The organism is Lysinibacillus sp. OL1, from assembly GCF_004332175.1.
GTDB classification, from domain to species: domain Bacteria; phylum Bacillota; class Bacilli; order Bacillales_A; family Planococcaceae; genus Lysinibacillus; species Lysinibacillus capsici.
This window is the reverse complement of the sequence record NZ_SJDS01000002.1, coordinates 1-14,047: the sequence shown is the minus strand read 5'-3', so window position 1 is coordinate 14,047 and position 14,047 is coordinate 1. Positions and strand designations below refer to the sequence as shown.

The 14,047-nt window shown below is 37.9% G+C and carries 18 protein-coding genes and 1 pseudogene; 8 read left to right on the top strand and 11 right to left on the bottom strand.

What is annotated here, in order from left to right:
- Positions 1 to 51: 51 nt before the first annotated feature.
- From EW028_RS04400 to EW028_RS26035, 7 genes and pseudogenes are all read right to left on the bottom strand, one after another.
- Positions 52 to 852, bottom strand: a complete 801-nt coding sequence (locus EW028_RS04400; RefSeq protein ID WP_131520035.1) for a hypothetical protein — start codon at positions 850 to 852, stop codon at positions 52 to 54.
- Between the two features lie 17 nt (positions 853 to 869).
- Complete coding sequence (locus EW028_RS04395; protein WP_131520034.1) at positions 870 to 1,565, bottom strand: DUF4274 domain-containing protein; 696 nt, start codon at positions 1,563 to 1,565, stop codon at positions 870 to 872.
- Between the two features lie 13 nt (positions 1,566 to 1,578).
- On the bottom strand, positions 1,579 to 3,240 hold the full coding sequence (locus EW028_RS04390) for a DUF6138 family protein (RefSeq protein WP_131520033.1): 1,662 nt from the start codon (positions 3,238 to 3,240) through the stop codon (positions 1,579 to 1,581).
- 65 nt (positions 3,241 to 3,305) lie between these two features.
- Positions 3,306 to 4,367 carry a suppressor of fused domain protein gene (locus tag EW028_RS04385; protein WP_131520032.1) on the bottom strand — a complete coding sequence of 354 codons (1,062 nt, stop codon included), beginning with the start codon at positions 4,365 to 4,367 and terminating at the stop codon, positions 3,306 to 3,308.
- A 377-nt stretch (positions 4,368 to 4,744) separates the two neighbouring features.
- Positions 4,745 to 5,293, bottom strand: a complete 549-nt coding sequence (locus tag EW028_RS04380; RefSeq protein ID WP_131520031.1) for a hypothetical protein — start codon at positions 5,291 to 5,293, stop codon at positions 4,745 to 4,747.
- 337 nt (positions 5,294 to 5,630) lie between these two features.
- Entirely contained in the window at positions 5,631 to 6,353 is a 723-nt protein-coding gene (locus EW028_RS04375; protein WP_131520030.1) for an SDR family NAD(P)-dependent oxidoreductase, read from the bottom strand.
- Positions 6,354 to 6,407: 54 nt separating this feature from the next.
- Positions 6,408 to 6,674: pseudogene (locus EW028_RS26035) on the bottom strand (isochorismatase family protein); the annotation flags it as partial.
- Positions 6,675 to 6,799: 125 nt separating this feature from the next.
- On the opposite strand from EW028_RS26035, the gene EW028_RS25530 reads away from it, so the two are divergent.
- Positions 6,800 to 7,474: an S-layer homology domain-containing protein gene (locus EW028_RS25530; protein WP_227744862.1), complete on the top strand. Its 675-nt coding sequence runs from the start codon at positions 6,800 to 6,802 to the stop codon at positions 7,472 to 7,474.
- A 50-nt stretch (positions 7,475 to 7,524) separates the two neighbouring features.
- Positions 7,525 to 8,328, top strand: coding sequence for a hypothetical protein (locus EW028_RS25525; RefSeq protein WP_227744861.1), 804 nt, complete (start codon positions 7,525 to 7,527; stop codon positions 8,326 to 8,328).
- Positions 8,329 to 8,397: 69 nt separating this feature from the next.
- On the opposite strand, the gene EW028_RS25130 is transcribed toward EW028_RS25525, so the two are convergent.
- Positions 8,398 to 8,568, bottom strand: coding sequence for a hypothetical protein (locus EW028_RS25130; RefSeq protein WP_193767315.1), 171 nt, complete (start codon positions 8,566 to 8,568; stop codon positions 8,398 to 8,400).
- 92 nt (positions 8,569 to 8,660) lie between these two features.
- Here EW028_RS25130 and EW028_RS04360 point away from each other — a divergent pair, with 92 nt between their 5' ends.
- Positions 8,661 to 9,647: an SDR family oxidoreductase gene (locus EW028_RS04360; protein ID WP_131520390.1), complete on the top strand. Its 987-nt coding sequence runs from the start codon at positions 8,661 to 8,663 to the stop codon at positions 9,645 to 9,647.
- Between the two features lie 411 nt (positions 9,648 to 10,058).
- Here EW028_RS04360 and EW028_RS04355 read toward each other — a convergent pair whose 3' ends face one another.
- Complete coding sequence (locus tag EW028_RS04355) at positions 10,059 to 10,295, bottom strand: GNAT family N-acetyltransferase (RefSeq protein WP_227744887.1); 237 nt, start codon at positions 10,293 to 10,295, stop codon at positions 10,059 to 10,061.
- 206 nt (positions 10,296 to 10,501) lie between these two features.
- On the opposite strand from EW028_RS04355, the gene EW028_RS04350 reads away from it, so the two are divergent.
- From EW028_RS04350 to EW028_RS04330, 5 genes are all read left to right on the top strand, one after another.
- Entirely contained in the window at positions 10,502 to 10,726 is a 225-nt protein-coding gene (locus EW028_RS04350; protein ID WP_004224247.1) for a hypothetical protein, read from the top strand.
- 246 nt (positions 10,727 to 10,972) lie between these two features.
- A complete protein-coding gene (locus EW028_RS04345) occupies positions 10,973 to 11,098 on the top strand; it encodes a YjcZ family sporulation protein (RefSeq protein WP_081011033.1) in 126 nt (41 codons plus the stop codon).
- A gap of 359 nt (positions 11,099 to 11,457) precedes the next feature.
- Positions 11,458 to 11,742, top strand: coding sequence for a hypothetical protein (locus tag EW028_RS04340; protein ID WP_131520028.1), 285 nt, complete (start codon positions 11,458 to 11,460; stop codon positions 11,740 to 11,742).
- An 87-nt stretch (positions 11,743 to 11,829) separates the two neighbouring features.
- Complete coding sequence (locus EW028_RS04335; protein ID WP_048392488.1) at positions 11,830 to 12,306, top strand: GNAT family N-acetyltransferase; 477 nt, start codon at positions 11,830 to 11,832, stop codon at positions 12,304 to 12,306.
- Positions 12,307 to 12,512: 206 nt separating this feature from the next.
- Positions 12,513 to 13,253: a hypothetical protein gene (locus tag EW028_RS04330; protein WP_131520027.1), complete on the top strand. Its 741-nt coding sequence runs from the start codon at positions 12,513 to 12,515 to the stop codon at positions 13,251 to 13,253.
- A gap of 61 nt (positions 13,254 to 13,314) precedes the next feature.
- Here the strand turns inward: EW028_RS04330 and EW028_RS04325 are convergent, their stop codons facing one another.
- Positions 13,315 to 13,668, bottom strand: coding sequence for a YhjD family protein (locus tag EW028_RS04325; protein ID WP_009370358.1), 354 nt, complete (start codon positions 13,666 to 13,668; stop codon positions 13,315 to 13,317).
- A complete protein-coding gene (locus EW028_RS04320) occupies positions 13,652 to 13,999 on the bottom strand; it encodes a YolD-like family protein (protein WP_227744860.1) in 348 nt (115 codons plus the stop codon). The genes EW028_RS04325 and EW028_RS04320 overlap by 17 nt, the downstream gene beginning before the upstream one ends.
- Positions 14,000 to 14,047: the final 48 nt, after the last annotated feature.

Sequence of the window (14,047 nt, the reverse complement as noted above, 5' to 3'; positions counted from 1 at the left end):
ATCCTCAGCATCCTTTGGTCAGTTTTGTAATCGATCGAATACTGCTCCTTTTTATAGGTAGGAGCCAAAGTAAAACTTCATCTTTTCCTGTGAATAGCCATCCTGTCCTCTCCAAGTCGCCATTGACATAAAATCAGTTCCACGTCCACGCTCCTTGCGATAATCATCCTTTGATACGAGTAGTCCCGCATAACCCCAGATTTCCATGACTACATCTCGTTCATGTTGATTGGACTTGAAAACATCTTTCCAGCGCTTTTCAAGCTGTCTAGCTGCATCTGTGTCGTTACAGGATTCTATTGCTGCTACCATCTGTTGTAAGATGGCTACGTCATCCTCACTGACATTCAATGCTTCTTGTTCTTTCACTAGGCATTCTAAGTCTAGTAAACAATAGATGAGCCAATTGAGGCGAACCCCTCCCCACTTGATGCGTTCAAAATTAAGCACATTTAAATCTTCATTGACATACGTATCATTGGACATGATTTTCCGCTCATTACAGTAGCCACAGCCACTATAGGAGACCAATGCCACAGGTTGTTCATCATACGTATGCATTGGTAAATCATGCGTAAGAGCCCAGCTCGATAAGGCACTGCGTAAATGTACTTTGCGCGTCGATAAGCTATGCAAAAATGCCTTTACCACAAGCTCCTTTGTTAAGAATTTCTCATGAAGCTGTTGCAATCTTTGTACACATTCATCATGGGAAATCGTTAATCGATCAAACATCAAGCCCTTACTTTTAGCATATTGAAAATCTTCTTCTGTATAGGTATAACCACCTGAACGCCATCCACCAGATTGCCAATAGGTTTGCATTAATATTTTCCTTGCTTTTTGGTCCATTACTCTCTCCTCGCTAGCTAGCATTTTAATTTTTCTTGTAAGGCTAGTGCCATCTCTTTCCATGGTCGCTTCCAATCGGAACTCGCTATCTCTTCCTCTGTTAGTGCTAGCCAATATTCTCCTTCCATTAGCTCAAACATATCTATCATGGTAATAGGGGCACAAACTGGATTAGCTAATGCTGCGAGCATAGGCTCGGGGCCATCATCCCAGTTATAGCTATTGACAATGGCATGTAAAATAACAGCTGATAATACCTTGCTTATGCGCTGGCACATTGTATTGAGAGAATCCTCGTATAAAATGGCATCAACTTGCTGTTGTTCTTCTGCATTCAAAGTTAGACGGATTGCACCTGGTGTATCTACCAATAAATCAGCGATTCTTGCATGCTCCCTTGCTGCAAACCAAGCTGTAGCGGTAATCCCCTCTGGCTCAGATAAATTTACACCCTTTGCAAGTAGTAAAGAAATCACTTCTTTCTGCTTAAACTTTACCGCTTTTTTCAGTGCTGTATCACCAAGCTTATCTCGTGCCTCCAAGTCTATATGCTGTGCCAAAAGAAGCTTGATTCCTTCATGTGGCATTCGATTTGTTATAAAAAGCATTAATGGTGTTCTCCCACGTGCATCTCGCTCATTTACATCTAATTTGCTAATGGCCTCCCGAACGACCTCTAAATCCTTGGATTTACTCACTTCCGTCCATTCCATTCGTCTACCCCCTTCAGGAATCCATCCATTGCCGTAATTTCTCAAGTTCATCCCTTATTGGTGCTGATTCTTGCTTTAGTCGCTGAGCAAGCTTCTTGGAACTACCGAATATTCGATATAAAACAAATGGACGCTGATAATCTGCTTTCTTTTCAAGTTCTTGTCCGAGTGCCACGAGCAAATCTAAATCCATGATGTCAATGTTCTTTATTGGCTTAGCTGATTCACTAGCACCAAGTAAAATAGCTACAAACACAGGCATCATCTCTATTGATAAGCCATGAGCTTCAAGAAAGGCTTCCGCATAAGCATCTTGCACGGATTGATGCTCTGTATCAACGAGTAACATATATCGTTGAACAAGTGGAAAATAATCCTTGCTATAAAGCCCTAATCCAAAAACCGCATAGGTGCTGGGCATAGCTGATTTTTCACTCGGCTCAACATCCTGATACCAAGCAAATTCCTCCATAGCAAGCTGGGCATAGTCCGCTAATAAAGGGAAAAGATTTGGATATTGTAGGCAATTGGCGAAAAATTGATGAAGCTTTGATTTAGCTAACTTTTTAATAGGAAGATAATGTTTCGCTTTACTCTTTAAAGTCAGCTTATAGCCCTTTGAAAAACCTTCTTGTAGCAGTTGAATGATATAGTAAAGGGCTTCACGATAAGCGTTTTCCTCTTCTACCATCACTCGTATATCAATCGTTTGTAAAATATCATTTGCCTGTCCTTCGAATACATCCCGCTTTCTTATACTTTCAAAACGACCGCTTCCTTTTTCCAAATAATTAGCTGCCTGCAGCGAGCCAAGCTGCTTCGCAAGTTCCAAGTATTCTAATCGAGTGGCTGGCTCTTTTTGACCAATCTTCAACGCGACATAAAGAAAGAAATCTAGTTTTTCCTTCTCTAGTTGTTGTACCGAGTCCTCTGTTTTCAATACCCACTCTTTCCGATAATCGCCTGCTTGTTCAAAATAGTGCGTTAAAAAATGCTCCTCTGCCCACTGCTTAAAGGCCATTGTATAATAATAAATCCATTTGTCTAAACGTTCTTTATTCGCCCGATGCTTTTCTTGAAGCCGATGAATAAGTGGTTCGACTTCCTTAGCTGTTTGATGGAAAAAATGTGGATTGACCAAATGCTTCGCAAGGAAAAATTCATCATTGTCACTTGGCCTAAATGGTAGCTCTGCCATCACCTTTGTTTCTATAAAGCTTGCCAGCACTTGTTTCGTTGACGCTAGTTTACGATTATTCAACAGCTCCTTTTGATAATGAAGCACCGTTTTATCATGTTCAAATTCCAGTACAACCTCAAAGCGGTAATCAAAAAATCGGGGACCGTATTGCTCAGATTGAAATACTTCCTCTGTTTTAGTACATAAAGCACTAAAAAGCTCTTCAATATGCTGGACATCTGTAAATTCTTGTATGTATGAACCCGCTTCCACCTTATAGGAGCTATCACTCCAACTAAATGGCTCATAAACATCTATAAAGATTGTGCCATTAGGACTTTTTCCTTTTTTCCAGGCAACTTTCAAATATTGAAGGATGCCTGCTTGTAACCTACTTTGCTCTTTCAGCCCTGTTATTCGTTTACTCTCTTGTTGATAAACAGCCGTGATTTGCTCCCACACAGCCGCTAGAAAATGCTCTACACACTGCTTCACTGTACATCCTCCCTTTCTATTGTTAGAGAAAAATCTCCCGCTAAAGCCTTAGCGAGAGATCCATCTTATCCGATTGTTTTCACAACCGCTCCTTCTTGATTTTTAATATGTGTCTTCAAAATTTGAAAACTTACACCAGCTAAAGAAGAAATAGTGAATTGACTTTCTTGCGGTATCAGCCTCTGACTTAATTCTTCTACCGCTGCCTTGTTCAATGTGATCGTAATCTCTTGACCATTCTCTGAATAGCCTACCTGAGGGCCTGCTTTAAATATTATCGTTATTTGTTGACCGACTAAGGTAAGATCTTTATCTTTCAGAATACGTCCACGTAATAATTTACTAATGACAGCTGCTTGCTTTGCTCCAAGTTGAACAACATTAGACGGTTTGTTAGACCAGCTCTTTTTTTCTACTTTCCAAGCAAGTTGATCTACGAAAAGAAACCCCGTATTAGAGCCATCTTCCTCCATTCCTCGCACAACTGCCTCGGCAACGTCAGGATTTTGTAGGAGAGAAGTTCTTGTTAAATCCGTGGTATAGCTTGGTATTTGCTTCATGCCGGCCTGTAGTACACCAAGCGTATTCCATGTCTGCATCGCTTCTAACTCATCCTCTGAAATACCAACCATTTGGATAAACTCCATCTTGCCATTTGGTGTATCGATTTCAGCAAGCTCTGGATCATGTGTAAAGGCTAGTGCCGTTAATTGTGTGTCGGCATCGAGGCAAATCGGACCATTTGCATCCAAATAATCTCCCGCTCTAAATACATTACCACTATTAAACACATATCTGCCCATATTCTGTAGTAAATTCAATGCCCAAGCAGGTGGCTCTTCCTCATCTAGTTGACGTACTAGTCGAAATGTTAATTCAAATCCATAGCCACTATAGTCCTTGTTTTCAAATTCCTTTTCATATAGTTCCGAGAAGCCATATGTAACAAAATGCCAATGTGGAATGGATGTTTCGCTTTTATAAACACTAATTCCATCTAAAGGATCTTGTCCTCCTAGTGAATAGGGAATCAAAGTTCCATAATGCTTTGGCTCCTGCTCACCATATACCTGTGCTAATGCCTGATCAATCGCATCCCAGCCAACTGCTGCTATTTCATCACTCATTTCCATATCCTCCTTGCTGTTATCACTCGTAGAACATACGTATCTATTATTTATGATAGCAATTTTATGGGGACTCTTTTAACAGGAATAGGACTCATTTTCCAGTTTCCAGCAACTAGGTTTATTGACATTCTATACGGGGTAAATATGACTAATATTGATGACGCCTGAGCGTAATTGCGTTCATTTTTTTCAGCTTGCTCGAAAAGTATCGGGACACCATTGAATCAAAAGTACAAGTTGTATACATTCATCGCACCACTGATAAAGAAGGGCGTTTTCTGCTGAAAGATAAAAAGACAATCCTCTTACAAAATAGAAGATTGTCGCATGAGTGTCTATTTTACTATTTAAACGTCAGGTAGTGCATCTATTCATTAACCATATAGCATAGCTGGCTCACGTACCGTTTGTAAATAATCTGCCAGTTTCCCTGCAAAGACTTTCTCTAAATACGGTAATTGCGCTAGGCAATGAGGCGTCATTAATGCTGGGTTTTGAACTATTTTTAGGCCTCCCACCTTTAGTAGCGTCGCTACAAACTGGGAACAAAAATAAGCACGCTCACGTCTCACTTCCTTTTGCATCACCACACCAAAGAGTCCGATAAAATTATATTTATAGCGATCTCGATTCCAGTACATATAACGGACAATTTTCATCATGTCTAAATATTGATAATGTGATATACGACAGCGATAAATAACACAATCCGCACACTCAAATAGCCCTCTTTCTGCATCCTCTCGTAAAAAGCCCCCACTTAACGGATTGTTCAATTGCCTTCGCCCAAAGCTATACATATCAAATAGCCCCTCATCAAAGGCTATGGATGCATGATTCATCTCCTTGCCCGTATACATGCCGATCGCTTTTGATAATAACGTCCCTGTTTTGGTTAATACTATGTAAATCGTATGTGCCATATCTTCACCTACTTCAATATTCTCTCTCCTACTACCAATACGTTTTAAATCTTCAAATGGTTTCGTGAATTTCCTTTTTTTATAATTATACACAGCGAATCTTAAATATTTCCTAGTAGAACCTGAAGATTTTCTTAAGATTTGATAGGCTGGAAGTGTTTTTAGAATTTGATTATGACGATGAAAGGATGTTGATTTTTTTACTACCTTTATTTATATGAGCTTAATTGTAGTGTTATGTGTGAGGGGATCGTGAAAATTTTTTCTAAGGAAAGGAATTTATTTATCCTTTTTATTAAAAGACGCTACTCAATATTGAGCAGCGTTTACTGAGTAATCATGCATTTAAATCCGTTATGGCTGGGACATTAATTTCTTTTACACAGGAGACTGCTGATAGATTAATTACACATTGCACAAGAGAGACAATATCTTGTACGGGGATTCGTGTACCTTCATATAAATGAATGGCTTTTTCCGCTCCTTCTTCATAGGGTACTTCTGCTGCCAGTTCACCAGGATTAATGCATGTGACAGCAATTTTATCTTTCCTTAAATGTTCACGCAGTGCATTTGTAATGCCCCTTACGCCGAATTTAGATGTGACAAATGAAACTTGTGCATTGTTTGTGTGATCTAAGCCTGCTGTAGATCCAATTAAAATAACCTTTCCCTGCTTCGCTTGTCTTAAGTTGGGTAAAAGTGCCTGAATATATGTAATCGTAGAAGTTAGATTGATATTGATTAATTTCGAAATATCCTCTACTTCATCCTTATCAAATGTATAATCATCTTCAAAACCACGCTTTTCCCATACACCCACATTATAAATTAATACATCGAGCGGAATGCCTTGTAACACTTCTTTTAAAGTGGAAATTTGTTGTTGACTAGACAGATCAATGGATAACCAGTGACGATTTACTCCATCATTTAGCTCTAAACTATTGGGTCTCGTTCGTGCTACCATCCATACTGTATCTCCTTTGACAGGTAACCCCTTAACAAATGCATCTCCCAATCCTTGGCTAGCTCCAAAGATAATAAAATTCCTACTCATATTACCATCCTTTCTCATGACAAAATGTAATGAAAACCTGTAGCTTGTTGCCGATCAATATATTCTTAAGTGAAAGGAATTTCTGCCTTTCAAAATTATCGCTACTAACTGAAAAGAATGAATAACTTTCACCTTATTTGATCTTAACGTATTTAATGCTATTAATCTCTTTTTATCACTTGAACTTGCCACTGTCTCTTTTACGATTGTCGTATGAAAATTATTGTGAAGAGAACCTAAGGTAGTTGCAGTTACACAGCCTTCTGCAAATAAACCAACAATAATTATTTCTTTAATACCAGTAGCATTTATAAATCTAGTTAGCTCTGGGTCACTTTATATTTGTTATTCATTACCAATAGAATTTATCTGTTTAAACATGCTATCATTTTGTGGATATTGGTTAAAGCAGGTGAAAGATGAAAAGAAAGCTTATTTATACAATAATGTTCGTTTTATTCTGTTTCGTTTTTTTAATGAATCACATTTCTGTCTCTGCAAGTGGCTTTGATGATATAAAAAAACTGCCGAATCAAATGCAACAAGAAGTACAGGATCTAACAAAAAGAAATATTATTAAGGGGACAACACCGACAACTTTTTCCCCAAACACGACGATTACTCGTGGTCAAGTTGTCGTAATGATGGGACGATATATCGAACAGAACGGCATAGCGAAGGTTGATAAAAATTGGGAGGAAATGGATCGTTTTATGGATATGCCCCTTCGTGTGAAGGATCGTGAATTGCTAAAGTATTCAACTTTACTTTACGATAATGGCATCTTTAAAGGAGAAAATGGACGCCTAAATCCATATAATCACATGACACGAGAACAAATGGCACTAACGTTAAACCGACTTATGGTATTAGCCCGAAGCTATTCATTGATTGACTATGCCTATGATTTGCAAAGTGATGTAGTGGATATACAGAAAGCAACTAAAGAAGCTAGACCCTATATAGAGGCACTTAATGCTTTAGGCATTTCCAATGTAGATACTTTCTATCCCAAAAACAGTGTGACACGTGTGCAGTTTGCTTCTTTTTTATCAAGAACAATCAAATTAATTGAGCGCAATCACCATGTTATTCATTTTGAAAAACAGCTGAAGAGCTAGGATTTCAAAAAATTTCAAATGTAACAACAATCAATAAATCACATTTACATGTGTCCTTTTCTAATTCTCTTCTTCATATTTATGCACGCTATGATGGTAACTTTGCCATCGACGAAGAAGTACTAATTGAAGGGACTAGCCTTTTTGGTCGTCCTCACGAATCACGATTACAGCTAAGAAATCAATTTATGCAATCAAATGCTTTCTCCATTGTAAAAAAATACATTCCAGGTCAACATGGATATATCAATATGAACCTTTTCTTAATGCATAGTTTTACAGATGCGCATTACAAATTATTAGATACAGGAAAAGAATATGGATCAGAAGCAGGATATTTAGATAAACAAGGTATATCTATGTATTTCATAAACAGTGATTCTGGCATAATAGAGCATACAATCAATGGAAATGTATTATCTATGAAAAATGAAGAAATGATAAGAACACCCAAGACGATGCATTACCGATATTATTTCGACTATCAAGGTGTGATGGTATCTGATACAGATGCCATGAATCATATCGGTGATAAGCGTTACACAGTAACAAATAATGGAGATGTTCTATTTGAAGGAAAAGTACTAAAAGATCGTACATTTTATTATTTACCTATCATTCGGCCGGTACCTTTCCATACCTATAATGATGATTTCGGTGGATTTACGTATACCGATGATGTGACATTGCAACAAATTTTAGCCTTCCACAAAACGGACGGACAAAAATCGAGTATTCCCAGACAATACATGCATCCAAAGGTGCTAGTGATTGATGGGAAGAAAAATATATATGGTACAATTAATCTACGGGATGTAACGTTCGGGACTTTTGAAGAGATTAAAAATTATTAATATTCTTATAAATAAAGAAGCCATCTGGTGTTGTTTTTTCAGCATCAGATGGCTTCTTCGTTTACAGTTTTATTCATTGTCCCAAATCGGATAATATGACTCGTTGATTGGGTAGCTATAATAAGGTGGTCTTACGCCAATGGTTGGTGTTAACCAGGTGTCATTCAAATAATGGATCTCAAGTGTAGACGCTTCATTTTCTAATAATCGCGTAACCTCTGGGAAAAATTCAACCTCCATTTTCAGTCCCCCCGTTTCCTTCAGTGCTTGTTTGGATGTTTAACACAAAAAGGTAAGCTTTCATAGTCTATGTTGAAAAGGAGGGATTGGTTATTACTAATCCGAATGACAAGGACTATCGTGAATTATTAGCACAAATCCACTTTTATCAAAAGTGGTTTGAGGACAATAAAAAGGAAGATCCATACCCGCAATATCCTGTCTATGGGAAGATTACGCAATATAAAGAAGTGCCACTTACTCAACCTGAACAAAGACAATTACGCCAACCGGGGTTGGAAAGCTTAATGGTTCCTAAGCCCATCATAGAAAATCCTCATTATAAAGGGAGTGGTAAATTAATGGGAAAAGTTGCGCTTATTACTGGGGGTGATAGCGGGATGGGTGCAGCTGCTGCCATTGCCTTTGCGAAAGAAGAGGCCGATGTGGCCATTGCTTATCTAGATGAGCATGAAGATGCGCTAAGAACGAAAAAAAGAGTTGAAGAATTAGGACAAAAATGTCTGCTGCTTCCTGGAGATCTTCGCTTTAAAAAACAATGTGTAGACATTGTTTCCGAAACGATGAACACTTTTGGTCAATTGGATATTTTATGTAACCATGTTGGGATTCAATTTCAGCAAAATGAGCTGACAGACATCACGGATGAACAGTTTGATGAAACCTTTAAATTAAATGTATATGCTCACTTCTATACGACAAAAGCCGCTCTCCCTTATTTACGAGCAGGAAGTTCCATTATTGGCACTGCCTCCGTTGTGGCTTATGCAGGAGAACCTTTACTCATCGATTATTCTGCTACAAAGGCGGCTATCGTAGGCTGGACTCGTTCCCTAGCTAAAAGCGTTGCCAAAAAACAGATTCGTGTCAACGCGATAGCCCCTGGCCGTATTTGGACACCACTTATTCCTTCTAGCTTTTCCTCTGATGAAAACGCCTTACATGGAACTAATTTATTTAACCGAATGGCTCAGCCCTTTGAAGTCGCCCCTACTTTTGTCTATTTAGCATCAGATGATTCTAGGCATGTTACAGGGCAAGTCTTGCATGTAGATGGTGGCGAATCAACCAATTCATAATTGACGTCATATGGTTTAATAGCAAGACTTAAAATATGTGACAAAATTTTCAACCATAGCAGACAAGGGAAAACCACCTGTTATTTATCCATGATGCCTCGGATTATACCTATAATAAAAGCTTTACACCCTTATTTCAATTACTTTTCAATTTACTTACAGTGGTAATGTTTATAAGTTCTTTCACATACATTAATGTCGGGATAGCACCTTTAACATCGCCCCCAAGATGTTTTTGTACAATGCTATCCCTTTTTACATACTCTGTTTAGTTGGAGATTTCCCCAAGTTTTAATTTATTAAAAGCCGTTGCATTGTTCTTAGGAAGGTTTTCTTCATTCCAATCATCCTAATAGGACTGTGCCTTTTCCTCCCCCTTTTTCTCAAACTCTGTCTGTAACAATGAGTAGATCAACATATCGCTACGCTACTTTGTCCTGTAACACTATGATATTCATATTGTCTTAAATAGCCTTCTTCTTTAAATGTGAATTTTGTTAGTAACTTCTTGGAGGCAATGTTTTCTACAGCAACAATTGCCTGTATCCTGACTAGACCTAATTGATTAAAGCCAATTGATAATACTTCCTTCATTGTCTCTGACATAATACCTAGATGCCAGTAATTCTCTGATAATTCGTAGCCTATTTCAGCTCATTTACCTACAAATTCACTAAAAAAACCATTCCTATTACTTCAACTGTCAACTTGTCAGCAATGGCAAAACGAATAATCCAGCCCTTTTTAATTGTTAGTGTCTAGTTAGTTTTTTCCAATAACAGAGAATGCTATTTTGTGAAGGTAAGAACCTCTAGCCACGCCTTTCATATATTATAGTGAAAGGAGTGGCTATTGTGCCTTGGCAACATAAAATTCCGTATTTAATCGGTCAGCCTGTTGGTGTTTCTTTTACAAATGGTCAAGGAACTTCTGGTGTCCTCTGTGGCGTATCAGGAGGAAAACTGCTTGTTCTTGAATATTTGTATCAAAGTCAATTTGCCTTAAAGCAATACGACCTTCATATGATTCATGATGTGAACGGCTTCCCCCCTTGTCATACGCAGCAGCCGTTATACTAAAAAAACATCCTAGAACGGATGTTTTTTTACATCGTGTTGAATACCAATACAATTAGTAGAATTTGTTTCATTATTCTTGATGCTATACAGGCTAACAACTAACTCAAGCTACTATTCCATCATAATAATAAAGTAAAGCTTTCACCGCTTTATTCCCGAATGAAGGGACAACTCATTTTTTCTCTACTCGCTAACCCCCCCTTTTGTCCAATACATACTTTAAAAGAAAGAAAGGAGGTGTGTTTCATGAGTTACTGTAATTTCAATAGTTACTGTGGCGGGGACAATGGAAGCGGCAATAGCTCTACATTCGTGCTTATTGTTGTACTATTCATCCTTCTTATTATCGTTGGTGCTAGCTTCATGTGTTAATTGATCATCTCAGGCTTTAGCCTCTGTTCCATTACAGAAGCTAAAGCCTTTTTACCATGAATCGCTACCACAGCTATTCAAATCTCCTCCCTTTTCGTTTTTTTCTAGCTCATTTATTTTTACTCACAATTAAAAGTTAGTAATTTAGATAGATAACTATCTTAAACCGCTAGCTTCACATAATAATAGTAGTGTAAAGTTCTTGTAACTTTACTTTACACTCCTTTTGGTGCTTGGGGTCACTTTCGTCCGAGTGACCCTGTTCTAGCAACACACATTTAGTTTCTCCTTTTCCCTATCAAGCGGAATCATCGGAACATTCCTACAACAAATTCGTTTTTATAGGAAGGAGGAAAACAATGGGAATTAATTTAAATCTCTGGTCATTTATCTTATCTTTGGGCTGTATTCTATTATTTTTTCTATCAGGTTCAATGAGAGACTTCTTTTACACATATCTTCATTTCCATCCATTACTGTTGACACTACTCTTGTCAGTTGCCTGTTTCTACCTAAGCCTGGTCGGTATGAAAAATGTTAAAAATTTAACGACCTTGCTTCGAGGAATTTTAACAATGGTCATTACACTTATTGTGATGATTAGTATTTCTTTTATTTTACTTTTTGGTACCCTTTTAAGTTAAAATGACCTACCCCCACATTATTTTAATACAAGCCTCCTTGACGAACATTTGTTCTATGGTTAAACTATTAGAAAAGGAGGCTTTTTTATGCAAGAAACAACGAATATTGAGTTAGTACATTTCTCTGAAAGCTATGTAGAGCAGTTAAATCGTTTTGAATTACCTGAAGAACAACACCAATTTACGGCACTTCCTCAAGAGATTTCAATCGAGAAGGTCGGACAGTATCCAATTGTTATTTTAAGTGGTGGCGTACCTGTCGGCTTTTTTGTGCTTCATGCAACGGACAGAGTCCAACAATATTCTAGTAATCCTCAGGCGATGTTACTAACTGCCCTGTCCATCGACCATCAGCAGCAAGGTAGGGGCTATGCTAAAAAGGCTATGTCTGCACTTGCTGATTTTGTGAAGCAGGAGTTTAAAGAATGTAATGAAGTAGTATTAGTCGTCAATCATAAAAATATAGCTGCACAGAATTTATATGTCAAAGTAGGCTTTATGGATCATGGAGAAAGAAGAATGGGACCTATTGGTGAACAAATCGTTATGAATTTGCCATTGTAAAGAGATCGTCACTCATTTGCTTTTCAAAATGAGAGACGTACCTTACAAACAATGGAATTCTATTTTCCCCTACCATCTCTAAGAATTTCATTGTTACACCTCCACTCCCTGGCATATAAGCTTTTCCTTCACGAATTCAACTGCTATGGGGCATGTTTATACAGTATAATAAAGTCAATTAGCTATAGAAAAGGTGGAACTAGACATTGAAAAAAGAGATGTGGCTATGGTTATTAGGAATTTCTCTACTAGCTGGATGTAGTGTTACTGTTCCAAACGAGACAGTAAACACCCCTGCTGAACAGGTCTCATCACAGCTGGAGATACAGCATGAGGCTCCATTGATCGCCGTTTCCGATGATGAGAAGGTGAAATTATTTGCACGAAATGAAGCACAAAATGAAATTACAGAGGTAACTTTAGATATTGATGGTAAGCGGAAAAATTTTGACTGGACAATCCCTGATACAGGAACTAAACCTCAGTTATTCTATACAGATCTGACAAATGATCATAAGGAAGAGGCTGCTATTATTATCCAAACTGGACGAGGGACAGGCCTTAATCACTATGAGATTCATGTGGTAAATGGAGAGGATTTATCGGAGATGAATGTCCAACATTATGAAGACATCGTTGCACATACTATTGAATCAACGATTACGAAAAAAGATGATGGCATATTAGCGATTACGATGAAAGCACAGGGAAAAGAATCTACATTTGATTATGACTTTGATCCAGCACCGGATATCAAGCAAGCGCAACTTGCTTTCGGTGGTGTGGTCATTTATACAGTAGAAAATCAAAAAATAATGTTAAACATCCCTGGATCGATTGGCATCTCACCTATTTATGTAGCCGATGTTCGTATTACCTATCAATTTAATCGTACTAACAATGAGTTTCTTGTTGAGCAAATTGATGTGAAACCTATCGAGAAATAAAGCCGCCAAAAGCTGACCACTCCTGTCATCAGCTTTTGGCTTTTTCGTCGTAGACGTAAGCCTAGGCATTGTGTAAATGTTTATTCATTAGCTCTTCGACTTGTGTTTTTAACGCTTGATTGGCATAGCGTAGTACCTCATCATTGCCTGCGGTAGCCACCTGCACATCACTAAAATAATCATCAATTCGATGCCAGCCAACTAATCGTATTTTTTGTTGGGCGAGCTGACGTTTTAATTGAAAATAATCTTTGTGTAGCTGCTTTAATAAAGCATCCATAGCAGGTAAAAATACACGCTTCATCTTAAAATGCTCCGCCACTGTTAGATCGTGCTGTAAGGATTTCACAGCTAAATCAAGCAGCAAATATTGATGTAATAATCGTCGTTGCTCTCCATTAATCACATCCATCATCTTCTATACGAGCAGCATAAATGTATCTTAACGGGATGTGCTTCGTTGTGGTAATGGTTTCTAGTAGCAGCTGGTCCTCGTTCATCGCTTGAATGGTACCTCCCCATTGCACATAGTTACCATGTTCCCATATAGTTAACATAATATAGTTATGCTGTGTGAATGCTTGTGTGATTATTTGCTGTAATTCTTCAAGCTCCCATTCAGCATGTTCCCGAGGCAACTCTGTCAACACCTCTTGTTTCCATGCCTTCAAAAGCATTAAATGCTCTGGTAACATCATCGCTGTCCATTTAATATTATTATCAAGACATATTTTTGTATTTCCCACTATTTAGTACACCTCATTCTTTGTTTATATATAGTTAGAGATAATGTA